The sequence below is a fragment of the Nocardia sp. NPDC059180 genome, from assembly GCF_042754945.1.
Taxonomy (GTDB): domain Bacteria; phylum Actinomycetota; class Actinomycetes; order Mycobacteriales; family Mycobacteriaceae; genus Nocardia.
The window spans coordinates 189,459-209,854 of record NZ_JBHZBU010000003.1 but is presented as its reverse complement, the minus strand read 5'-3'; the positions used below and the strand labels follow the sequence as shown (position 1 = coordinate 209,854).

The window sequence follows — 20,396 nt, the reverse complement described above, 5'->3', positions numbered from 1 at the left end:
TGCCTGATCCACAGCCGGTGATCCGTATGCAGTGCCTGTGACAGCAAGATCCGAGGTTGCTGCGCAAACTCCTGGATCTGGCCCGAAATCCCCTGCTCGGGCCGGTCCTCACTGGGTCGGGCGAGGTGCTCGTGCATGCCCTGCTCCAGTACCGAAGACACTACACCTAGTGGCCGACACATTGGAACAACACGACATGTTGCGAGTCACAAAGATGAAATTCCCTTGCCGTAAGTCCCTGGACACTCGATTCGCAAGCCGACACGGCAGTGGCGCAGATCACGATTCGGCGGCTCGGCGCTTCCTCAGCAAACCCTTGCATCACGCCGGTCACAGGCGTCTCGAGCGCCTCCTGCGCCTAACGAGCCCCACCCGCCACCGCCGCGCGGCAGGACACTTCCACACCCCGGCACACAACAGTGCCGCCCCCGTCCCGAAGGGACGAGGGCGGCACCGGAGGCAGTCCTGAGATCAGGCCGATACGAGCTCCTCACGGGCCGAGCCGACCAGCTCGGCGATCGTGGCGCCCAGCTCGATCAGCGCCTCGGCATCCTCGCGCGGATGCGCCGCGCCGAACCGCTCGCCGATCGCGCCGAAGTGCAGATGCGCGGTCTCCACGACCCGCCCGCCGGCCACGCCGACCGACTTCACCGCGTCACCGTGCGCCCACTTGGCCGCGTTGGGGCTGATGGATGCGCTCACCACCGCGACCGGCTTGGCCTTGATGGCACCGGCGCCGTACGGCCGCGACAGCCAGTCGATGGCGTTCTTCAGTACGGCGGGCAGGGTGCCGTTGTATTCGGGAGTCACCAGCAGCAGGGCGTCGGCCTCGGCCGCGGCGGCACGCAACTGCTGCGCGGCGGCGGGCACCGAGCCGTCGACGTCGGTGTCCTCGTTGTAGAAGGGGATGTCGGCGAGTCCCTGGTAGATGGCGATCTCCACGCCCTCGGGTGCGATCTGCACCGCGGCCTCGGCGAGCTGCCGGTTGATCGAGCCCGCGCGAAGGCTGCCGACGAGGGTGAGAATGCGGGTCTGGCTCATGACTTCTCCTGGTCTACTGGATATGACTGCCGATGTAAGCTATCGGGTAATAACCGGACCACGGTCCGAATCATTCCAATCGGAGTAGGCGAGCCCCCAGTGAGCTACAACACCCCTATGACCGACCCCGTCGTGCCAGGTCGCACCGGTGACGCCCCACTGCTGTCCATCGGGGCCCCACTACCAGGCACCGCCGTACCCACCGAACGCGCCGACGCCGCGCGCAACCGTCAGCTGCTGCTGGACGCGGCGCAGCAGCTGGTGCGTGAGCACGGTGTGGACAGCTTGACCATGGACGCGCTGGCCAAACGCGCAGGCGTCGGCAAGGGGACGGTGTTCCGCCGGTTCGGCAATCGGACCGGGCTGATGCTGGCGCTACTCGATCACTCCGAACGCAAATTCCAGGAAGCGTTCATGTTCGGGCCGCCTCCGCTGGGTCCGGGCGCGCCGCCGGCGGAGCGGCTGGTGGCGTTCGGGCGGGCCCGGCTGCTCGATATCGACGTCGAGGGCGAGCTGTACCGGGCGGCCGAGATGGGACCGGCCGACGAGCGCTACGGCGGGTTGCCCTACAACCTGCTCAAAACCCATGTGTCGATGCTGCTGCGCGAAGCGGCAACCCCAGGCGATATCCCGCTACTGGCCGATTCCCTGCTCGCCGCGTTGAGCGCGACGCTGGTGCTGCACCAGGTCCGCGCTCTCGGCTACACCAGAGATCAGATCGGAGATCATTGGGAAGGGCTCGTTCGGCGTGTGGCGGGGCCGGTCGCGCCAGTAGAGTGAGCGGCTATGGGGAACCTGCGTGCACAGATCATCGCCGAGCTCGGCGTCCAGCCGTCCATCGAGCCGAAAACCGAGGTCCGGCGCCGGATCGATTTCCTCAAGGACTACCTGCGCGCCACCCATACCAAGGGATATGCCCTCGGCATCAGCGGTGGCCAGGACAGCGCGCTGGCCGGGCGGCTGTGCCAGTTGGCGACCGAGGAGTTGCAGGCCGAAGGGGTCGAGGCCACCTTCATCGCGGTGCGGCTGCCCTACGGCGTCCAATCCGATGAGGCGGACGCGCGGGTCGCGATGACCTTCATCGCGCCGCAGCGGTCGGTGGTGGTCAATATCCGGCCCGGCGCCAATGCCGTTGCGGCCGAGGTCGCCTCGGGCCTGAAGACCGACAAGCTGCGTGATTTCGTGCGCGGCAACATCAAGGCCCGCGAACGCATGGTGGTCCAATACGCCATTGCCGGACAGGAGAACCTGCTGGTGGTCGGCACCGATCATGCCGCGGAAGCGGTCACCGGATTCTTCACCAAGTTCGGTGACGGCGGCGTCGACCTGACCCCGCTCACCGGCCTGACCAAGCGCCAGGGCGCGGCACTGCTCCAGGAGCTGGGTGCGCCCGCCTCCATCTGGTCGAAGGTGCCGACGGCCGACCTGGAAGACGATCGCCCCGCCCTGCCCGACGAGGAAGCACTCGGCCTGCGCTACAGCGAGATCGACGACTACCTCGAGGGTAAAGAGGTCACCGCGGAGGTGGCCGAGCGGGTGGAAGACATCTTCACCAAGACCCGGCACAAGCGCACGGTTCCGGTCACGCCACTCGACGACTGGTGGCGCTGAGCCTCGCTGCGCCGCAACGGGGCAGCGAGCGGGATGCCGAGTCCGCCCGCTACGGACCCCTCGGCCGCGAGAGCGCCGGATGCCGCCATTCGCTACTGCGCGAATGGCGGACTACCCGGCGTCGGCAGCGACCACCTCGTCCAGGCGACGTCGCAAATATCGCGCGGCCGGATCGTTGCCGATCGATGCCAGAGCACGCCGGTAGTGGTCGGCCGCTTCCCGATAGCGCCCCGCCCGGCGCAGCAGCTCGGCGCGGGTAGCGGGAACCAGATGACTGTTCGCGAGCCGCGGGTGATCCGCGATCTCATCCAATGCCCCGAGCCCCTCCGCTGGACCATCGCGGAAACCCAGTGCGACTGCGCGATTGACCGCCACAGCGGGTGTCCACGCGCAGCTGCTCAGGTCGTCGTAGGCGGCGACGATCGCCGCCCAGTCGGTCTGGTCCCAGCTCGGTGCGACCACATGCGCGGCCGCGATCCGGGCCTGTGCGAGATACTTTCCGCCGCCACCGTCCTCGGCGGCCGAGACCAGGCAGGACAGTCCGGCTCGGATCTGCGCCCGGTTCCATCCGTGGCGATCCTGCTCTTCGAGAGGCACGAGCCCGCCGTCGGCGCTACGGCGCTGGGCGCGGCGGCTGTCGGTGAGCAGCATCAGCGCGAGCAACGCCCGCGCCTGCGGTTCGCGAGGCATCAGCTCACACAGCAGTGTGCCGAGCCTGACCGCCTCATCGCACAGTTCATCCCGCACGGCTTCAGGACCCGAGGTCGCGAAGTAGCCCTCGGTGAACACCAGATAGATGCAGGCCAGCACCGCGGGGGTGCGTTCGGGCAGCAGATGCGGCGGCGGAACCCGCAACGGGATGCCTGCATCACGGATCCGTGCCTTTGCCCGGCTGAGCCGCTGCGCGACCGTCGGCTCCGGCTGCAAGAACGCCCTGGCGATCTCGGCGGTGCGCAGCCCGCACACCAAACGCAGCGTCAGCGCGACCCGGGATTCCGGGGCCAGCGCCGGATGACAGCAGGTGAAGATCATCCGCAGCTGATCGTCGGCGATACTCGACACATCCGGCTCCTCGCTGTCCGGCATGAGTTGGGCGGCGGCCGATTCCCGTGCGTCCCGCGAGGATTCCCGGCGCAGCCGGTCGAGGGCCCGATGCCTGGCGGCGGTGGTGATCCACGCACCGGGGTTGTCGGGTCTGCCGCGCTGCGGCCAGGTGCGTAGCGCGTCGGCGAATGCCTCCTGCACCGCGTCCTCGGCCAACCCGATATCGCCGGTCAGCCGCGCCAGTGTGGCGACCGCCCGGCCGAACTCGGCGCGGTAAACGTCATCGAGTCCGGCCGGGTCGGTCATGGTCGGTGTGTCATTCGCCGAGGTCGACGACCTGCCGCAGTTCGGTGCGGCCCTTGTTTCCCATCGGCACCAGCGCGGCGATCTCGGCGGCGGCGCTGCGATCGGGCGCGGTGAACAGGTAGAGCCCGTCGACGACCTCCGCGGTCTCGCCGAACGGGCCGTCGGTGATCAGCAGTTCACCGTCGCGCCCGCGCAATGTCGTGGCGGTCGCGGGCGGACGCAGCGCGCCACCGCCACGGATTGCCGCACCCACCCGGTCGGCGAACCGCTGGTGTTCGGTAGCCATGGTGTCCCAGGCGGGAGTGCCCGGCTCGATGACCGCGTCCGCGCGATCCCACAGCAGCGTCATCCACCAGTCCTGGCCCGGCGTCGCATGCGGCGTCCACTGCACCAGTGGCCGGAGTTCGATCGCACCCGAATCGAGGGCAGGCAGTTGCCGGGCCACACCGATCGCCTCGTCCAGATCGGCGACATCGAACACATAGAACCCGCCGACGACCTCGGCGCCTTCGGCGAACGGACCGTCGGTGATCAGGGTGTTCTCACCGTCGCGGGTGATGTTCACCGAGGTGCTCGACGGATACAGCGCGACGCCGCCCGCGATGACCGCCGCGGCCCGCTCCTCGAACTCCGCGTACCGCGCGACCTCCGCGTCGAACTCGGGTGAGCCCGGTGCGACGTCCTCGACGTCGTCGCGTCCGGCGAGCAATGCCAGGTAGTACATAGCGCCATCCTTCCTCGAATCGGAGGAGCCGGATACCCCTCTCATCAGCACGACGGATGGGGATCGCGTTTCTCGACACGAGCCGCGCGCGGCGGGTCAGCCGCCCGCGAACGGCGGCAGCACGTCGACCCGCGGCGTCAAGGCCGCGGAAGCGTCGCGGGTCAGTTCGTCGCCGACCAGGTAGGCGCAGACGTCGAGCATCTTGTCCAGGTCGGGACCGTAGGCGCGGGCCAGCGCCGTTCGCAGGTCACCGATGGTGGCGTCGGAGGGCAGGTCGAGCGATTCGGTGTCCTTGCCGACCGCGTCGGCGATGGCGGCGAAATAGCGGACCTCAACCACCGATGGCTCCCATCGTCCGTTCGGGTGGGGCGAAACCGGCCGCGTCGATGCCGTGGCCTGCCCATTTGTTCCACATCGCGCCGCGCCACAGTTCGGCGATCTCGTCATCGCCCGCACCTGAGCGCAGCACCGCGCGTAGGTCGAACTCCTGATCGCTGAACAGGCATGAGCGCAGCATGCCGTCGGCGGTGAGGCGGGTGCGATCGCAGGTGTCGCAGAACTTGCGGGTCACCGAGGCGATGATGCCGACGGTCGCGGGGCCACCGTCGACCAGCCACCGTTCGGCGGGCGCCGAAGGATCGGGTCGTCCGGCGGCGGTGAGTTCGAATCGGGTGCCGAGCACGTCGAGCAATTCGGCGGCGGTGACCATATTGGTCCGCGCCCATTCGTGGTCGGCGTCCAGCGGCATCTCCTCGATGAACCGCAGCTCGCAGTCCTCGTCGAGGCACCAGCGCAGCAGATCGGGCGCACCGTCCAAGGTCTGGCGCATCAGCACCGCGTTGACCTTCATCGGCGCCAAACCGGCATCCCTGGCGGCACGGATTCCGGCGAGAACCGAATCGAGCCGGTCGCGGCGGGTGAGTGTCGCGAAGCCGAAGCGGTCGACGGTGTCGAGCGAGACGTTGACCCGGCCCAGCCCGGCACGTGCCAAGGCGCGGGCCCGGTGTTCGAGGCCCACACCGTTGGTGGTCATGGCCAGCGGCGTATCGGGGACCTGCTCATGGCAGCCGGTGATGATGTCTTCCAGGTCCCGGCGCATCAGTGGCTCACCGCCGGTGAAGCGCACCTCGTGCACGCCGAGTTCACGCACCGCCAGGGTGACCAAGCGCACGATTTCCGCGGCGGTCAGCAGTTCGTCGCGCGGGATCGCGGGCAGGCCTTCCTCGGGCATGCAATAGGTGCAGCGCAGCGAGCATTTCTCGGTGATGGAGACGCGTAGATCGCGCGCGATGCGGCCGAATCGGTCCACGAGCAGCGGCGTTTCGGGGCGGCCGTCGAGCGAGGGACGCCCTGACCGCACGGCGGGGATGCCCATCTCGACCAGCGTCACCCCTCCATTATGACCCTTGCACCCGGCAGGACCACGCTGCCGTTGCCGTCTTCGGACCTCACAAACCGCCGTGTGCGCAGGTGAGAAGAGGGCGGTAACCATGCCCGCGACCTGCGATTAGGCTGATCGCATGACTCCCCGGTCCGCCACCGTCGCAGTCCGGTCCGTCGACGAGTACCGCGACAGCATCGAAGCGCTGCTGCGTCCGCTCGCGGCGCGGCCGGTCGAGACCGTCGCCGTGCCCGCCGCGCTGGGCAGGCAATTGGCCGATACCGTGCGCGCGCCCCTGGATCTGCCGGTGTTCCGCAATTCCGCGATGGACGGCTATGCGGTGCGCGCCGACGACGTCGCCGTGACGCCGGTGACGCTGCCGCTGTCCGGTGTGGTCGCGGCAGGCGATCCCGGTCTGGAGCCGCTGGCTCCGGGGGCCGCACGCAAAGTCATGACCGGTGCGCCGATTCCGCCGGGCGCCGATTGTGTGGTCCCAGTTGAGGACGCCCACGGTGACGCAGGCTCGGTCACCATCGAGCGAGGCCGCAGCCGAGGCGAATTCGTGCGCGAGCCGGGCACCGACGTCCGCGCGGGCGAGGAGCTGGTCGGCGCGGGCACCCTGCTGGCCGCCCGGCATATCGCTGCCCTCGCCGCGGTGGGGCTGCCGACCGTGCGGGTGTTCCAGCCGGTCCGCGCCACGGTGATCACCAGCGGTGACGAACTCGTGCCCGCGGGCACCGCGCTGCGTCCAGGACAGATCTACAACTCCAACGGTATCGCCTTGGCCGCGGCGCTCACCGCCAACGGAGTCACCGTCACCTCTGTCGAGCACAGCGGCGATCAGCCCGCCCAGTTCCGCCGGACGCTGGCCGCCGCAACTCGTTCCGCGGACGTCGTGTTCACCACCGGCGGGGTGTCCAAGGGCGATTTCGAGGTGGTCAAGGATGTGCTGGAACCGATGGGCGGGCTGTTCGGCTCGGTCGCGGTGCAGCCGGGTGGACCGCAGGGTCTGACCGTCGTCGACGGTGTTCCGGTGCTCAGCTTCCCCGGCAACCCGGTCAGCGCGATGGTGTCGTTCGAGGTGTTCGCGCGGCCGATACTGCGTCGGCTGGCGGGACTACCGGAGGTCGAGGTGTTCGAACTGCCGCTGCTGAGCGCGATCCGCTCACCGCAGGGCAGGCGGCAGTTCCTGCGCGGACGCCTCGCGCACACGGCGGGCGGGCCGCGCGCGGTGGAGGTGGTGTCCGGGCCGGGTTCGCATCTGGTGGCGAGCATGGCCGCCGCCGATGTGCTCATCGATGTGCCCGCCGAGGTCGGTGCCCTGCCGGTCGGTGCGCCTGTGCGAGTGTGGTCGCTGTGAACGAGTTGTCGCATGTGGACGCCGAGGGCCGCGCCCATATGGTTGATGTGAGCGCCAAGGCCGAGACCACACGGGTCGCGGTCGCGGCAGGCGAATTGCGCACCACCGCCGCGGTGGTCGCGTTGGTGCGGGCCGACGATATGCCCAAGGCCGATGTGCTCTCGACCGCCCGGATCGCCGGTATCGCGGGGGCGAAGAAGACCTCCGAACTGATCCCGCTCTGCCATCAGCTGGCCTTGTCGTCGGTGAAGGTGGCGTTCGGATTCACCGCGGACTCGATCACCATCGAGGCGACCGCGAAGACCAAGGGGCCCACCGGCGTCGAGATGGAGGCACTGACTGCCGTCGCGGTCGCCGGGCTGACGCTGCACGACATGGTCAAGGCCGTCGATCCGGCCGCCGTGCTGACCGGGGTCCGGCTGCTCACCAAAGAGGGCGGCAAGCGTGGACATTGGGAGCGGCCCGACACCCGGACAGGCACCGGCGTAGTCGATACCACGGCACCGGAAGGCCTGGTCACCGCCTCGGCGGCGGCCACGACTGCCGCGGCGCCTGTACCAGCTCGATCGGACCGCTCGGCCGTCGTTGTGGTCGCCTCGACCGGCGCCGCCGCAGGCACCCGAACAGACACCACCGGACCTGCGCTCGCCGAATGGTTGACCGCACTCGGCTTCTCGGTGCGTGGTCCACTGATCTACGCCGACGCCGATATCGCGGCTGGGCTCGCCGACGCGTTGCGGGAGGCCCCCGCTCTCGTCGTGAGCACCGGCGGCACCGGCGCCTCCCCTACCGATGCCACTCCGGAAGCCACACTGGCCGTGCTGGATCGGGAACTGCCCGGCGTCGCCGAGGCCATCCGGCAGCGTGGCACCGCGAAGTTCCCGCTCGCGGCGCTCAGCCGTGGTGTCGCGGGTCTCGCCGGGCCGACGGTAATCGTGAATCTGCCGGGCTCCCCCGGCGGTGTCAAGGACGGTATCGCAGTGCTCGAACCGCTGCTCGAGCATCTGCTCGCACAGGTCGCAGGAGGCGGTGACCATGACAACGGGTGATCTGGTGCGGCTGGCCGAGATCAGTGATCGACCACTCGATCCGGCGGCGGTCGATGCCGCGGTGGCGGGCCCCGAGCACGGCGCGGTCGTCGTGTTCACCGGGGTGGTGCGCAACCACGATGGTGGGCAGGCGGTTTCGGCGCTCGAGTATTCTGCCCACCCCGAGGCGCAACGATTCCTGCATCGGTGCTGTGCGGAACAGGCCGCGTCGTCCGGGCTTCCGGTGGCCGCCGTTCATCGGGTGGGCAACCTGACGGTCGGCGATCTGGCCATCGTCGTCGCGGTCGCGGCAGCGCATCGGGCCGAGGCGTTCGCTGCCTGCGCCGAACTGGTGGACCGGATCAAACACGAGGTGCCGATCTGGAAGCGGCAGCTGTTCGCCGACGGCCTGTCGGAGTGGGTCAACGCCTGCGGCTGACGTTGTCACCGGCGCGACACTCACCTAGCAGCCGAGATGTCGCACACGCGACAGATTTTCCATGTTTACCCGGGGATTCCATCGGGTAAACTTTGCGCCCTTTTCCGTGACGGATCGTGGGTGTCCGTATACCGTGGCCCCAGGTGCTGAACGGTCTCCCGAACAGGAGAGGGGCATTGCGTACTGACCAGATCACATTGCATCGCTTCGTCATCGGCGAGCTCGCCGCGGCCGGACTCGACCGCGACAAGCTGATCCGCGACATCGGGCTCCCCGCATGGGCACTGGCCAGCCCGGAAGCACACGTGCCGAGCGAGTTCTTCGCCCGGTTGTGGGAGGTCGCCGAACACGAACTCGGCGATCCGAATGTCCCACTCCGAGTGGCGAACAAATACAGCCTTGGTTGCCTCGGGCTGTATGACTACCTGTTCTCGACAGCACCCGATCTCGGGTCCGGACTGCACACGCTCGGGCCCTACATCACCGCCGTGACGACCAATCACCGGTTCAATCTGGTTGCTGAGGGCGACGATGAGGTAACGCTCTACGTCGATATGGTGGACGCCAACGGATACAGCCGGGAGCGGATTCATCTGTGGGCCCTGGCTGCCGTTGTGACCCGCAGTCGCCTGGTGATCGCCGCACCGGTGATCCCGGTACGGGTCAGGCTGCGGCAGGCTGCGCCGAAGTCGCTGGACACCTTTGTCGAAGTATTCGGCACGACCGATATCGAGTTCAACGCATCCGTCGACACGGTCACGTTCCGGTCGGCCGATATGAATCTGCCGCTGACATCGACTGATCCATCGCTTGCCTCTGTGCTGCGACCGCTGGCAGACGCCCTGCCGCCGCCACCGCCGCTGGCGACGACCTGGTCGGATCAGGTCGCGACGACATTGGCCAAGGCACTCGAGGTCGGTGAGATATCGCTCGAGGCTGTCGCCCGGCGGATGGCGACGAGCCCGCGGACCTTGCAGCGTCGGCTGATGGAGGCCGGGACGACGTGGCGTCAAGAGGTGGACCGGGCGCGCGCGATCCGGTTGGCCGAGGCCACCGCGACCGGCCCGATCACCCGTGCGCGCCAAGCCCAGCTACTCGGCTACACCGACCCGGGCTCGATTCGGCGCGCCGCGCAGCGATGGTCGGTCGCCCCGGCACACCGCCGCTGCGAGCAATTGGACTGAACGCCGCCGGCGGGCCCGCCGGCGGCGTTTCGGCCTGTGGTGCTACTTCAGGAATCGGGCGGCGATGCGCCAGAAGGTTCCGCCCTCGATGGACTGGAAGTCCCAGCTTCTGGCGGCCGCGTGCGAGGCGGCGACGATCGCGGGTACGTCGAAATCGTAGCGGGTCGCCGTTCCCTTGGCTTCCAGCGCGGCGATTACATAGGCAGTGGCGGTCTCCCTGGATGCGTACATGGCACTCTCCCCTCGTCGAGCGAACTCCGAACTGTCCGCAGTACACCGGGGCTTTCACTAGGCGACACGCCTAGTGCGGCGACACAACGAACATGATTATGAGTTTTGTGCGATGGGTACGACGGCGCCAGCGCCTATTGCGCCAGACTAGTGATAAACGCGCCAATTTCGGATTCAGTGCGGCACATGACGCCAGATCGGCAGCATCGATTGTGCGTCGAGCAATTCGTCTCCGGCGTGCACCGCCTCACTCAGACCCTTGACGGCCAGTTCAGTATCCAGGCCCGAACCGATGAGCACCATCCGGGTCCCCCGATCCTCGCCGCGGCGCCAATTCGTCGGCTCGCACACGATATGGCGCCCGACCATATGCAGCACGAACTTGCGGTGTTCGCCCGCGACCGCGAAAGCCACGAAACCCTTGGCGCGGAACAGACCTGCCGGCGGATCCTCCAGAAAACGAGCAAGCAACCGCGGATCGAGATCGCGCGCGCTGGTGAACGAGGCGGTGGCGTATTCGTCGTGCAGGTGACGGTGTCCGTCGGCGGGATCGTGGTGATGGTCGGCGAGCAATTCGTCGAAACTCAATTGCTGCGCGACCCGCGGCGCTTCGCGCAGTGGTTCGTCGAAGAGCAGCCCCGGTTCGATCCGGCCGTGCGTGGTCGCGTACACCGGCGCCGGGGCGATGAGTGCGGCGATCTCCTCGCGGAGCGACTTCAGGCGGGTCACATCGACCCGATCAGCCTTGTTGACCACCACCAGGTCGGCCAGGCGCAGATGGTCGGCCAGTTCCGGATGCCGCGCGCGGTTGTCCGGGAACTGTTCGGCGTCGACTACTTCCACCAGCCCGCCGTAGCGGATGCGCGGATTGTCGCTGCCGACCACCATCCGGATGAGGTTGCGCGGTTCGGCCAGGCCACTGGCCTCGACCACGATGACGTCGATACGGGCGCTGGGCTGGGCCAGACGATCGAACAGCTCATCCAGCTCACTGACGTCGACGGCGCAGCACACGCAGCCGTTGCCGAGCGAGACCATCGCATCGACCTGGCCCGCCACCAGCATCGCATCGATATTGATCGCGCCGAAGTCGTTGACCACGACCCCGATCCGGGTGCCGCGATTGTCGCGGAGCAGATGATTGAGCAGTGTCGTCTTGCCGGACCCGAGGAACCCGGCGACGATCACGACAGGAATCGACTGGGCCACCCGGACACCTTACTGGCCGCGACCGACGCCCTCCCCACGGCCGGATGCCCACCGGCCACGAGGGCAGGTGGGCATCCGGTATGCCGTGGATTCAGTCCGTCGGCGAGAACAACGCGGCGGCCAGTGTGTAGGCGAGGTTGATCAGCTCCGCGGTGATCGCGGTGTCGTCCATGCCCAGCGCCTTGGCCAGCGGCATCAGCAGCTCCATGACTGTGCCGACAACACCGTTCTCGGATTCCGGCTCAGGAGCTTTACTGCTCGATCCACTCGGCGGCTTGGTAGTGCCCGGCGCCGCCTTCGGCGTGGTGGTGGCGGGCGTGGATTGCGCCTGCGGCGCGTCCGCACCGGGAGCGGTACGGGATTGGTTCACGCCCGGTCGCTGCGCGGGTGCGGCCGGAGGCGTCGTGGTGCCGGTCGGCGACTTCGAGGTGGACGGCGCCGGTGCTTCGGCAGGGGCGGGCTCGGTCGTCGGCGCTGTCGTAGTCGTCGTCGGCGCCGGCGCTGCCGGAGTTTCCGGAGCCGCGGCGGGGGTCTGCGGCGCCGGAGCCGGTGCCACGGCCGGACTGTCGACCCCGGCATCGGGCGCCGCCACCGGGGTATCGCCCGCAGGGGGCGCCCCGAGCAGGAAGCCGACCAAGCCGGTGGTGATGGCAATGGCGTGCTTCAGCTGTCCGTCATCGGTTTCCAGCAGCGCGGCATCCTCCGGGTTGGCGCCGTTGCCCATCTCGATGAACACATCGGGCACGGTGGTCAGCGCCGGTCCGGCCACATCGGCACGGGTCTGCAGCCCGTCGACCACGCCCGCGTAGTTCGCCGACGGGAACCCCGACGACAGGTAGGCATCGCGCATCGACTTCGACGCCGCCAGGCCATCGGTCGACTGGGCCCGGTCGGCCGCGGCGTCCGGGATCGGCAGTTGCGGAACGATGACGTGGAATCCGCGATACTGCGCGGGCGCGCCGTCGGCGTGGATGCTGACCGCGACGGCCGCACCGGATTCGTTGGCAGCCCTGGCCCGTTCATCTATGCAGCCGCCCCAGCCGCTGTCGTCCTGGCGGCTGAGCACCACCCGGGCGCCGAGGCTTTCCAGCGAGGTCTTGACCAACTGTGCGACATTCCAGTTGATGGTGTGTTCGGCGACCCCGTTGAGCGAGGTCATGCCGGTGGTCTGACAGTCCTTGGTGCCGCCGCGGCCATCGCTGACCTGGCGGGACAGATTCTCGGTGTGGTTCGACCCCTGATGGCCGGGGTCGAGGAAGACGGTCTTGCCCGCCAGTTTGGTGGCCATGTCCGGCGAAATCGGCTCGGCGGACGCGGTGACACCGGACAGGGTGACCGTCATCGCCGCGCTGACGGCGGCGCAGATACCGGCCTTGACGAGTTTCGGCTTCATGTGCGGTCGGCGCTCCGGGACGGAGCGCCCCTCCCTTCCCACTAGCTTCCCACTAGCAACACCAAACCCAGTGGTTCACTCTGGTCACAGCGGCAACCGCAGCGCAACCCCCGTTATCGAAGTGTGATCTGAGACACGACTGTTTACCGTCGGCCGCGAAGGAAGAGGCGTCAGCGCAGGTCAGGCCACTCGCGGCAGTTGCCGAAGGGCGCGCAGCGCATAGTGGACCCGGGTCTTGACCGTGCCGACCGGGATGCCGAAATCGGCCGCGACCTCTTGATAGGCCCGGTCACGCAGGATGACTTCCACGACCGCCGCCCGCTGCGAATCGGGCAGCCGGGCCAGCAGATCGTCGACCAGCAAACCGTCGACGAGGCCGTCGGCGAAGTCGGGATGGGAGTAGCGGACATCGCTGAGTTCGGAGACCTCTTCCCAGCCGGTATCACCGGGCCTGCTCGCACGCGCCCGTGCCATATCGATCATGACGTTGCGCTCGATGGCCAGCAGCCAGGTCCGGATACTGCCCTTGCGTTCGTCGAAGCGGGCGCAGGAGCGCCAGGCCCGTAGCAGCGTCTCCTGCACGGCCTGCTCGGCCAGTCCCTGATCGCCCAGCGCGTGCATCGCCCGCCAGTGCAGGAGTGCGCGATCCTCGGCCAGCACGGAGGCGAGGCCGTCATCGGTGCACAATCGGGCACAGCCCGCCCCGCACGCGGATCCGGAAACCATTCGAGCCGAGCGACAACCTGTCATGTAAGAGTTATCGCAGCCGGGCGTCTCGGTGACATCACTCTCACGACACTGATTTGTGCGAATCGACAGAAATTCCGGATTCGACCGAATGGGATGCACCATTCTGGTAGATCTGCGCAAGGAGATTCGGGGATCTCTCAGACCGGCCGCTCCATGCGGTGAATAAGTGGGATTCGAGGAGACATCGTCATGCGTGCAGGCACGCTGGTTATCGCCGGGGCCATTGCCTCGGTCACCACATTGCTCGGCGGTGGTACCGCTGCCGCCGCACCAGCACCGGTGATGCCGCGCGACGGCGTCTATATCGTCGGTGTCGATATCGCCCCCGGTCTGTGGGAGGCACCGGGAACGCCCGATCAGGCGCACGGCTGCGATTGGCGGCGGCTATGGAAGGTCGAGGGCGATAACACCGATATGCGCTACGTCCGGGCCAACAATTACACCCGCGAGACCCCGGTCCGGGTCCTGATCGAAGCGCACGATGTGGCGTTCCGGACGGTGAACTGCGGACCGTGGCGCCAGCTACCCACGCCACCCAACAGCGGATCCGCCGGCGCACTGCCGACCCGCGGCTGAGCGCGGCGGCCTGCCTTCATCGCGGGCAGCTGCCCTGATCGCGCGCTATCGAGCAGCGTTCAACAGCGTTAGGGTCGGACCATGACGAGGACCAAGATTCTGATCACCGGCGCGAGCGCGGGGCTCGGCGCGGGCATGGCGCGGGAATTCGCCGCGAAAGGCCGCGATCTCGCGTTGTGCGCGCGGCGCCTCGATGCGCTCGAAGCGTTGCGCGACGAGCTGACCGCCGCCCACCCCGGCATCACGGTGGCGGTACGCGCGCTCGACGTCGACGATCACGCCGCGGTTCCCCGCGTCTTCGGCGAGCTGTGTGACGAACTCGGCGGCCTCGATCGGGTGATCGTGAACGCGGGCATCGGCAAGGGCGCCAGGATCGGCACCGGTCGCGCGGACGCCAACCTCGCCACCGCCACCACGAACTTCGTCAGCGCGCTGGCGCAGACCGAGGCGGCGATGACGATCTTCCGGGAGCAGAACTCCGGCCATCTGGTCCTGGTCTCCTCGATGAGCGCGGTGCGGGGGTTCCCCGGCACGAAGGCCGCGTATTCGGCGAGCAAGGCCGGACTGGCCGCGCTCGGTGACGGGCTGGCCGTCGAGCTGCGGAAATCGCCGATCGCGGTGACGACCCTGCTGCCCGGCTTCATCGCCACCGAGATGGTGGCCAAGTCCGGCGATACCCGATTGGTCGCCCCGCTGGAGCAGGGCGTCGGCGCGATGGTCGAGGCGATCGAGGCCGAGCGGGTGCGCGCATGTGTTCCCGGATGGCCGTGGCGGCTCTTCGATGTCGTACTGCCCCGGCTGCCGCGTGCGGTGATCGCCAAGTTCGGCTGACCGGTTTCGGGCAGACTCGGATCATGATCGATACCGAGGGCACCAAGCTGTTCCACCAGACCATGCCGTTCACCGAACGGCTCGGCGTCGAAGTGCTCGAGCACGGTCCCGGGCTGGTCCGCAGCAGACTCGCCTGGGACGAATCGCTGTGCACCCTCGGCGGGGCCATGCACGGCGGCGTGCTGATGTCGCTGGCGGACGCGACGGCGGCGGTGTGTGCGTTCCTCAATCTGCCCGAGGGCGCCACCGGAACGACCACGGTCGAATCCAAGTCGAACTTCCTGCGCGCGATCCGGTCCGGTCACGCGGTCGCCTCGAGCACGGCGCTGCATCCCGGCCGTCGGTTCATCGTGGTGGAAACCGAAATCCACGACGACGCCGACAAACTCGTCGCAAAGGTGACCCAGACCCAAGCCGTGCTGTGAGCCGGCCCGCGCCGATCAACCCCTTAAGCCCGCTTTAAGTCGGCGTCAAGATCGCGACGGCATCGTCATCGGTGCCGGCGGGCCTGTTCCGCATGGGGGGAGCAGGTCCGGCCGGTGCGCAAATCCGCACGGCGGCAATCTTTCCGCGAACTCCACGCCTTCCCACTCGCTCACCCCGACGGGTTGCGGGGGCATCGTCCGGCATCCTACGATCCCGCTCGGCCCACCGAACACCAGCAGAGACGGGATTGTCTTGCCGAACGCGCATCCGGGACACCACAGTCCGCGCCGCCGCTTCACCGGCCGCCGCTTCCTCGGCGCGCCCGCCGCCGCATTGGTCGCGGTCGCCGCGGGTTTCCTGGCACCGGCTCCCGCACTCGCCGACCCCGCATCCTGCCCGCCGGCCGCGGTATCCACCGCAACGGCCGCGCGGGTGCCGCTGCTGGATTGGTCGGAGAACGTCGGTTTCGATGCCGACGGAAACCTCTGGGTCTCGCGCGTCTTCCGCAATGTGGTGGAGCGTTATGACAGGGCGGGCAACCTCACCGCCACCGTCCCGGTCACCTTCCCCGGCGCCGTGCGCCCGGGCCCGGATGGGCTCCTGTACGTCAACTTCGGCAACATCACCACGAGCACGATCATGAAGACCGGTGGTGTGGTTCGCTTCGACCCGTCCGCGCCGAACCCGGTGCCCGAGGTCTTCGTCGACAATATCGGTATGGCCAACGGCGCCGCCTTCGACGACGACGGCTTCCTCTACATCACCGACACCGGCGGCGGCATCATCCGGGTGCGCCGCGACGGCAGCATCGACCGTGAGTGGACCGCCGCCGCGCCGCAGGACTTCGGCCTCAACGGCATCGTGGTGCAGGGCGACGCGCTGTATGTGACGCTGCTGTCGAGCCCGACCGCGCGGATCCTGCGCGTCCCGATCGCCGATCCGGCGCATCCGAGCGTGGTGACCGATCTGTCCCCCCAGTCGAATCCCCCCGCGCTGCCCGACGATCTGACCGTCGGGCCGGACGGCATGCTCTACGTGAGCACCGCGACCGGCAGGCTGGCCCGCATCGACGCCGCCACGGGCAGCACCTGCACGGTGGCCACCACCCAGCCGATCACGGCGCTCGCGGTATCCCCCGGCCCGGATGCCACGGTGTTCGCAGGCACCGAGGGCGGCGACGTCCTGCGCATCCGGTTGAACCAGGGGAACTGACGCGCTTTATTTGCCGTGCGCGCGTAGCTGATAGAGCCCTTCGGTCTCCGCGACCACCACGCCGTTGGTGTCGGTCACGACCGCCTTCAGCGTGAAGTCGGACTTGCCCGCCGCCGCTGCTTCCTCGATGATCCTGGCGATCTCCTCCTCGGAGAGGGTCGCCTCGGCCCGCACATCGGTCTTGGCCGGTTTGCGGAAGTAGATATGCAGATCCTTGACCAGCGGATAGAACTCCGAATTGTCGAAGGTGGCGATCGCTATCGCACCGCCGAGAATCTCGGCGACGGTGAACAGCACCCCCGCGTACATCACCCCGAAGTGGTTGCCGTTGCCTTCTGCGGGCACCGAGGTGGCCGCATACCCGCGCCGCACCTCGACCGCCTGCACTCCCATCGTGTGCGCGATGGGGATGGTGTATTCCATCGCCCCGTTCACGATCTCGGTGAAGGGTGGCGTTTCGACCTCGCTCATAAGCAACAGTCCTTTCGACAGGCTCGAACATCCGGATACAGCCGGACAGTGCGTGTGCCGTCGGGACGAGCCCGATATTGGCACACCGCCAATACTGGCACGGCAGAGCCGTCCGGGAAAGACAGCTATCATCTACATCGAGGTCGCCCATTCCCGCGGCCGACCGGACGATCGAAACCGTACCCGGACAGCGACAAGACGGTATTCCCGAAAGGAATGACCGCCATGGCATGGGCAATATTGGTTGCATCCGGCATTCTGGAAGCCGTCTGGGCCACCGCACTCGGCAAATCCGAAGGTTTCACCCGGCTCGCACCGTCAGTGGTGTTCGGCGTCGCGCTGGTGCTGTCGATGGCAGGGCTCGCCTACGCGATGCGCACTCTGCCGGTGGGCACCTCGTACGCGGTGTGGGTCGGTATCGGCGCCGCCCTCACGGTCATGTACGCGATGGCCACCGGCTCGGAGAGCGTGTCGGTGTTGAAGATCGCCCTGCTGGTGTTGATCGTCGGCGGCGTAGTGGGCCTGAAGATGGCCCACTGACCGCAGCTGATCAAGCCACCGCAGCCTTCGGGGTCACCGGAATCTCGTCGGTGCTGGCGTCGGGCACCTCGGTCCCACGGATCGAGGTGCCAGCCGTCTCCCGCAGGAACGCCCAGGCGACCAGGCCGACCAGCGCGGCGCCAATCATGTAGAAGGCCGGGAACAACGACCAGCCGGTCGATTCGATGACCGCCTCGTTGACCAGCGGCGCGGTACCACCGAACACCGCTGTCGACACGTTGTAGCCGAGAGCGAACCCGGCGTAGCGCACATGGGTCGGGAAGATGGCGGGGAACGTCGCGCTGATGGTGGCCAGCTGCGGAATGTAGAACAGGCCGAGCACCACGAACCCGACCACGGCCCATGCGGTACCCACACCCATCAGCCAGTACATCGGGACCGCGAGCACGGCGAGCCCGACCAGCGACACCAGCCACAGCGGTCGCCGCCCGACCCGGTCGGAGAGCCCGCCGAAGAACGGGATACACACCATCATCACCAGCTGGCCGATCAGCATCATCGTGGTGGTGGTCGACTCGTCCAGGCCGATCGTCTTCTGCAAGTAGGTCGGCTGATAGGTGAGCAGCGTGTAGTTGACCACGTTCAACGCGACGACCAGCCCGGCGAGAGTGAGCAGTTCACGCCGGTAGGAGCTGACCAGCTCGCGCAGGCCGGTCGGTGGGTGCGGGTTCTCCGAGACCTCGGTGAAGACCGGGGATTCGTCGAGCCGGGCACGCAGGTACCAGCCGATCAGGCCCAGCGGCACGGCCAGCAGGAACGGGATGCGCCAGCCCCAGTCGTGCATGGCGTCGGAACCGATAACGAGCTGGCAGGCCAGCACGACCGCCGACCCGCCGACGAATCCACCGAGAGTGCCGAACTCCAGGAAGCTGCCGAGGAAGCCGCGCTTTTTGTCGTTGGCGCATTCGGCCAGGTAGGTCGCGGCGCCCCCGTATTCGCCGCCGGTGGAGAAGCCCTGGATCACGCGCAGCAGGATCAGCAGGATCGGTGCGAGCACACCGACCTGGCCATGCGTTGGCAACACACCGATCAGGCCGGTCGCGGCGGCCATCAGCAGAATGGTCGTCGCGAGGACGGCCTTGCGCCCGACGCGGTCGCCGAGCGGCCCCCACACCATGCCGCCGAGTGGGCGCAGCACGAAGGAGACGGCGAAGCCGAGCATGGTGCCCAGCGTCCCGAGCTCGCCAGGGAAGAAGGCGTCGGTGAGGTAGGTGGCCGTCGCGGCGTAGACGCCGTAGTCGAACCACTCGGTGGCATTGCCCATCGCCGACGCGGCGACCGATCTCTTGATTCGCCCGGCTTCCGGTGTTGGGTCCGTCACGAGCACGTCCTCTCCGGCCGCCGAACCACCCCTGCTGGCTCGATCGGCACTGATTCGTTCAGCCCGTCTGCCACAGCTGTGGCCGAGGGCTCGACACGAAGAACTTCGTTACCCGCTTCTGCTCGGTAGTAAACATTCCGCTACCCGACGCCACTGCGCGAACCGCCGCGCCGACCTGCGCATCCGGCACCGAAAGTGATACCAGTCACACTCACGTGACTTGGGGTGGGTCACCGGCTTTCACCCGTGGCGGCGGTGGCCGCCGTTCGGCATCGGTCATCGCGATATGACACGATCGGCGGGCGGCCGAAACGGTCGGCGGTCGGAAGGATGCGCATGGGCTCAACTGTTTTCGCGGTCGCGCTACCGGTCGCACTCGGCATCGTCATGTTCGGCCTCGGATTGACGCTGACCGTCGAAGATTTCGCCAGGGTGCTGAAGTATCCGAAGGCGGCGCTGGTCGCATTGACCTGCCAGCTGGTGGTGATGCCGATCATCTGCTTCGGCCTGGTGAAGGCCTTCGGGCTCGATGGCGCACTCGCCGTTGGCATGATGCTGTTGGCCGCCTCACCCGGTGGTTCGTCGGCAAATCTGTTCAGTCATATCGCGGGCGGCAATGTGGCGTTGAATGTGACGCTCACCGCGATCAATTCGGTCCTCGCGGTGTTCACGCTTCCGGTCATCGTCGGCCTGTCGTATTCGGTCTTTCTCGACGACGGCGCGGGCCTCGGACTGCAACCGGCCAAATTCTTGCAGGTATTCGCCATTGTGCTGATACCCGTCGCGCTCGGCATGTGGGTGCGTGGCCGGTGGACCGACTGGGCGCTACGAATGCAACGCACGGTGAAGATCGGTTCCGGCGTGGTGCTGGTCCTGGTGGTCTGCGCCGCGCTGTTCTCCGAATTCGACGCCTTCACCGACCATGTCGGCGAGCTCGGCGCGATCGCGCTGCTGCTGTGCACGATCGGGCTGGGCATCGGTTACGGCGTGCCGCGGCTGTTCGGTGTGCGCCACGGGGACGCCATTGCCTCGAGCATGGAAATCGGTGTCCACAATGCGGCGTTGGCGATTGCGGTCGCCGCCACGGTGCTGAACAACGACACGATGGCCGTCCCAGCCGCCGTGTACGGATTCCTGATGAATATTCCGGCGGGCGTGGCGACCGTGGTGTTCGCGCGGACGCGGGCGGAGGAATCGTCGGCGGCGGACTCCGAGGCCGAATCGGTCTCGGCCGATCGAACCGTCTGAGCGGTGCGGACGCATGCACGCCTCCGCCAGCCCGCGCCGCAGGGCTCAC

At 67.8% G+C, this 20,396-nt stretch carries 23 protein-coding genes and 1 riboswitch; of the genes, 12 read left to right on the top strand and 11 right to left on the bottom strand.

The genetic code is table 11. The features are described 5' to 3' along the window. Positions 1-471 precede the first annotated feature (471 nt). Complete coding sequence (locus ACFXNW_RS11450) at positions 472-1,041, bottom strand: NAD(P)H-dependent oxidoreductase (protein WP_379417571.1); 570 nt, start codon at positions 1,039-1,041, stop codon at positions 472-474. Between the two features lie 117 nt (positions 1,042-1,158). Between ACFXNW_RS11450 and ACFXNW_RS11445 the strand changes: the two genes are divergently transcribed. Both ACFXNW_RS11445 and nadE read left to right on the top strand, forming a co-directional pair. Further along, a complete protein-coding gene (locus tag ACFXNW_RS11445) occupies positions 1,159-1,821 on the top strand; it encodes a TetR/AcrR family transcriptional regulator (protein WP_379417570.1) in 663 nt (220 codons plus the stop codon). A 6-nt stretch (positions 1,822-1,827) separates the two neighbouring features. Further along, positions 1,828-2,652, top strand: a complete 825-nt coding sequence (gene nadE, locus ACFXNW_RS11440) for an ammonia-dependent NAD(+) synthetase (RefSeq protein WP_379417569.1) — start codon at positions 1,828-1,830, stop codon at positions 2,650-2,652. Positions 2,653-2,763: 111 nt separating this feature from the next. Here the strand turns inward: nadE and ACFXNW_RS11435 are convergent, their stop codons facing one another. The 4 genes from ACFXNW_RS11435 to moaA form a co-directional block, all read right to left on the bottom strand. Continuing rightward, positions 2,764-4,002 carry an RNA polymerase sigma factor gene (locus ACFXNW_RS11435; protein WP_379417568.1) on the bottom strand — a complete coding sequence of 413 codons (1,239 nt, stop codon included), beginning with the start codon at positions 4,000-4,002 and terminating at the stop codon, positions 2,764-2,766. A 10-nt stretch (positions 4,003-4,012) separates the two neighbouring features. Further along, positions 4,013-4,726 carry a YciI family protein gene (locus ACFXNW_RS11430; protein WP_379417567.1) on the bottom strand — a complete coding sequence of 238 codons (714 nt, stop codon included), beginning with the start codon at positions 4,724-4,726 and terminating at the stop codon, positions 4,013-4,015. Between the two features lie 96 nt (positions 4,727-4,822). Then, positions 4,823-5,065 (bottom strand): MoaD/ThiS family protein, encoded by a 243-nt coding sequence (locus ACFXNW_RS11425; RefSeq protein WP_379417566.1) that lies wholly within the window; start codon positions 5,063-5,065, stop codon positions 4,823-4,825. Beyond that, positions 5,058-6,101: a GTP 3',8-cyclase MoaA gene (moaA, locus tag ACFXNW_RS11420; RefSeq protein WP_379418102.1), complete on the bottom strand. Its 1,044-nt coding sequence runs from the start codon at positions 6,099-6,101 to the stop codon at positions 5,058-5,060. The genes ACFXNW_RS11425 and moaA overlap by 8 nt, the downstream gene beginning before the upstream one ends. 145 nt (positions 6,102-6,246) lie before the next feature. Between moaA and glp the strand changes: the two genes are divergently transcribed. From glp to ACFXNW_RS11400, 4 genes are all read left to right on the top strand, one after another. After that, on the top strand, positions 6,247-7,467 hold the full coding sequence (gene glp / locus ACFXNW_RS11415; protein ID WP_379417565.1) for a gephyrin-like molybdotransferase Glp: 1,221 nt from the start codon (positions 6,247-6,249) through the stop codon (positions 7,465-7,467). Next, positions 7,464-8,516 carry a bifunctional molybdenum cofactor biosynthesis protein MoaC/MoaB gene (moaCB, locus tag ACFXNW_RS11410; protein WP_379417564.1) on the top strand — a complete coding sequence of 351 codons (1,053 nt, stop codon included), beginning with the start codon at positions 7,464-7,466 and terminating at the stop codon, positions 8,514-8,516. The genes glp and moaCB overlap by 4 nt, the downstream gene beginning before the upstream one ends. Beyond that, positions 8,503-8,934, top strand: a complete 432-nt coding sequence (locus ACFXNW_RS11405; RefSeq protein WP_379418101.1) for a molybdenum cofactor biosynthesis protein MoaE — start codon at positions 8,503-8,505, stop codon at positions 8,932-8,934. The genes moaCB and ACFXNW_RS11405 overlap by 14 nt, the downstream gene beginning before the upstream one ends. A 176-nt stretch (positions 8,935-9,110) precedes the next feature. Further along, a complete protein-coding gene (locus tag ACFXNW_RS11400) occupies positions 9,111-10,118 on the top strand; it encodes an AraC family transcriptional regulator ligand-binding domain-containing protein (RefSeq protein ID WP_379417563.1) in 1,008 nt (335 codons plus the stop codon). A gap of 42 nt (positions 10,119-10,160) precedes the next feature. Here the strand turns inward: ACFXNW_RS11400 and ACFXNW_RS11395 are convergent, their stop codons facing one another. The 4 genes from ACFXNW_RS11395 to ACFXNW_RS11380 all read right to left on the bottom strand — a co-directional run bounded on the left by ACFXNW_RS11395 (position 10,161) and on the right by ACFXNW_RS11380 (position 13,677). Next, the gene (locus ACFXNW_RS11395) at positions 10,161-10,349 is read right to left on the bottom strand and encodes a hypothetical protein (protein WP_379417562.1); all 189 of its coding nucleotides are present in this window, start codon (positions 10,347-10,349) and stop codon (positions 10,161-10,163) included. 174 nt (positions 10,350-10,523) lie between these two features. Next, entirely contained in the window at positions 10,524-11,558 is a 1,035-nt protein-coding gene (locus ACFXNW_RS11390) for a CobW family GTP-binding protein (protein WP_379417561.1), read from the bottom strand. A 91-nt stretch (positions 11,559-11,649) separates the two neighbouring features. After that, a complete protein-coding gene (locus ACFXNW_RS11385) occupies positions 11,650-12,951 on the bottom strand; it encodes an N-acetylmuramoyl-L-alanine amidase (RefSeq protein ID WP_379417560.1) in 1,302 nt (433 codons plus the stop codon). Positions 12,952-13,131: 180 nt separating this feature from the next. Next, the gene (locus ACFXNW_RS11380; RefSeq protein ID WP_379417559.1) at positions 13,132-13,677 is read right to left on the bottom strand and encodes a sigma-70 family RNA polymerase sigma factor; all 546 of its coding nucleotides are present in this window, start codon (positions 13,675-13,677) and stop codon (positions 13,132-13,134) included. A gap of 213 nt (positions 13,678-13,890) precedes the next feature. Between ACFXNW_RS11380 and ACFXNW_RS11375 the strand changes: the two genes are divergently transcribed. From ACFXNW_RS11375 to ACFXNW_RS11360, 4 genes are all read left to right on the top strand, one after another. Further along, the gene (locus ACFXNW_RS11375; RefSeq protein WP_379417558.1) at positions 13,891-14,277 is read left to right on the top strand and encodes a hypothetical protein; all 387 of its coding nucleotides are present in this window, start codon (positions 13,891-13,893) and stop codon (positions 14,275-14,277) included. An 81-nt stretch (positions 14,278-14,358) separates the two neighbouring features. Then, positions 14,359-15,108 carry an SDR family oxidoreductase gene (locus ACFXNW_RS11370; RefSeq protein ID WP_379417557.1) on the top strand — a complete coding sequence of 250 codons (750 nt, stop codon included), beginning with the start codon at positions 14,359-14,361 and terminating at the stop codon, positions 15,106-15,108. 23 nt (positions 15,109-15,131) lie between these two features. Continuing rightward, complete coding sequence (locus ACFXNW_RS11365) at positions 15,132-15,533, top strand: PaaI family thioesterase (RefSeq protein ID WP_379417556.1); 402 nt, start codon at positions 15,132-15,134, stop codon at positions 15,531-15,533. A 253-nt stretch (positions 15,534-15,786) separates the two neighbouring features. Further along, positions 15,787-16,746: a hypothetical protein gene (locus ACFXNW_RS11360; protein ID WP_379417555.1), complete on the top strand. Its 960-nt coding sequence runs from the start codon at positions 15,787-15,789 to the stop codon at positions 16,744-16,746. Positions 16,747-16,752: 6 nt separating this feature from the next. Here ACFXNW_RS11360 and ACFXNW_RS11355 read toward each other — a convergent pair whose 3' ends face one another. Then, positions 16,753-17,217, bottom strand: a complete 465-nt coding sequence (locus tag ACFXNW_RS11355; RefSeq protein WP_379417554.1) for a PaaI family thioesterase — start codon at positions 17,215-17,217, stop codon at positions 16,753-16,755. A 140-nt stretch (positions 17,218-17,357) separates the two neighbouring features. Next, positions 17,358-17,425: riboswitch (guanidine-III (ykkC-III) riboswitch) on the top strand. Between the two features lie 17 nt (positions 17,426-17,442). On the opposite strand from ACFXNW_RS11355, the gene ACFXNW_RS11350 reads away from it, so the two are divergent. Then, positions 17,443-17,757, top strand: a complete 315-nt coding sequence (locus ACFXNW_RS11350; protein WP_379417553.1) for a DMT family transporter — start codon at positions 17,443-17,445, stop codon at positions 17,755-17,757. Between the two features lie 10 nt (positions 17,758-17,767). Here the strand turns inward: ACFXNW_RS11350 and ACFXNW_RS11345 are convergent, their stop codons facing one another. Then, a complete protein-coding gene (locus ACFXNW_RS11345; protein ID WP_379418100.1) occupies positions 17,768-19,042 on the bottom strand; it encodes an MFS transporter in 1,275 nt (424 codons plus the stop codon). 393 nt (positions 19,043-19,435) lie between these two features. On the opposite strand from ACFXNW_RS11345, the gene ACFXNW_RS11340 reads away from it, so the two are divergent. Then, entirely contained in the window at positions 19,436-20,347 is a 912-nt protein-coding gene (locus ACFXNW_RS11340) for a bile acid:sodium symporter family protein (protein WP_379417552.1), read from the top strand. Positions 20,348-20,396 lie beyond the last annotated feature (49 nt).

What these genes read in the sequence shown, in the direction of transcription:
- ACFXNW_RS11450 (WP_379417571.1), bottom strand. Translation starts at nt 1,041, where the DNA reads ATGAGCCAGACCCGCATTCTCACCCTCGTCGGCAGCCTTCGCGCGGGC.
- ACFXNW_RS11445 (WP_379417570.1), top strand. Translation starts at nt 1,159, where the DNA reads ATGACCGACCCCGTCGTGCCAGGTCGCACCGGTGACGCCCCACTGCTG.
- nadE (WP_379417569.1), top strand. Translation starts at nt 1,828, where the DNA reads ATGGGGAACCTGCGTGCACAGATCATCGCCGAGCTCGGCGTCCAGCCG.
- ACFXNW_RS11435 (WP_379417568.1), bottom strand. Translation starts at nt 4,002, where the DNA reads ATGACCGACCCGGCCGGACTCGATGACGTTTACCGCGCCGAGTTCGGC.
- ACFXNW_RS11430 (WP_379417567.1), bottom strand. Translation starts at nt 4,726, where the DNA reads ATGTACTACCTGGCATTGCTCGCCGGACGCGACGACGTCGAGGACGTC.
- moaA (WP_379418102.1), bottom strand. Translation starts at nt 6,101, where the DNA reads ATGGGCATCCCCGCCGTGCGGTCAGGGCGTCCCTCGCTCGACGGCCGC.
- glp (WP_379417565.1), top strand. Translation starts at nt 6,247, where the DNA reads ATGACTCCCCGGTCCGCCACCGTCGCAGTCCGGTCCGTCGACGAGTAC.
- ACFXNW_RS11405 (WP_379418101.1), top strand. Translation starts at nt 8,503, where the DNA reads ATGACAACGGGTGATCTGGTGCGGCTGGCCGAGATCAGTGATCGACCA.
- ACFXNW_RS11395 (WP_379417562.1), bottom strand. Translation starts at nt 10,349, where the DNA reads ATGTACGCATCCAGGGAGACCGCCACTGCCTATGTAATCGCCGCGCTG.
- ACFXNW_RS11385 (WP_379417560.1), bottom strand. Translation starts at nt 12,951, where the DNA reads ATGAAGCCGAAACTCGTCAAGGCCGGTATCTGCGCCGCCGTCAGCGCG.
- ACFXNW_RS11380 (WP_379417559.1), bottom strand. Translation starts at nt 13,677, where the DNA reads ATGGTTTCCGGATCCGCGTGCGGGGCGGGCTGTGCCCGATTGTGCACC.
- ACFXNW_RS11375 (WP_379417558.1), top strand. Translation starts at nt 13,891, where the DNA reads ATGCGTGCAGGCACGCTGGTTATCGCCGGGGCCATTGCCTCGGTCACC.
- ACFXNW_RS11370 (WP_379417557.1), top strand. Translation starts at nt 14,359, where the DNA reads ATGACGAGGACCAAGATTCTGATCACCGGCGCGAGCGCGGGGCTCGGC.
- ACFXNW_RS11365 (WP_379417556.1), top strand. Translation starts at nt 15,132, where the DNA reads ATGATCGATACCGAGGGCACCAAGCTGTTCCACCAGACCATGCCGTTC.
- ACFXNW_RS11355 (WP_379417554.1), bottom strand. Translation starts at nt 17,217, where the DNA reads ATGAGCGAGGTCGAAACGCCACCCTTCACCGAGATCGTGAACGGGGCG.
- ACFXNW_RS11350 (WP_379417553.1), top strand. Translation starts at nt 17,443, where the DNA reads ATGGCATGGGCAATATTGGTTGCATCCGGCATTCTGGAAGCCGTCTGG.
- ACFXNW_RS11345 (WP_379418100.1), bottom strand. Translation starts at nt 19,042, where the DNA reads ATGGGCAATGCCACCGAGTGGTTCGACTACGGCGTCTACGCCGCGACG.
- ACFXNW_RS11340 (WP_379417552.1), top strand. Translation starts at nt 19,436, where the DNA reads ATGGGCTCAACTGTTTTCGCGGTCGCGCTACCGGTCGCACTCGGCATC.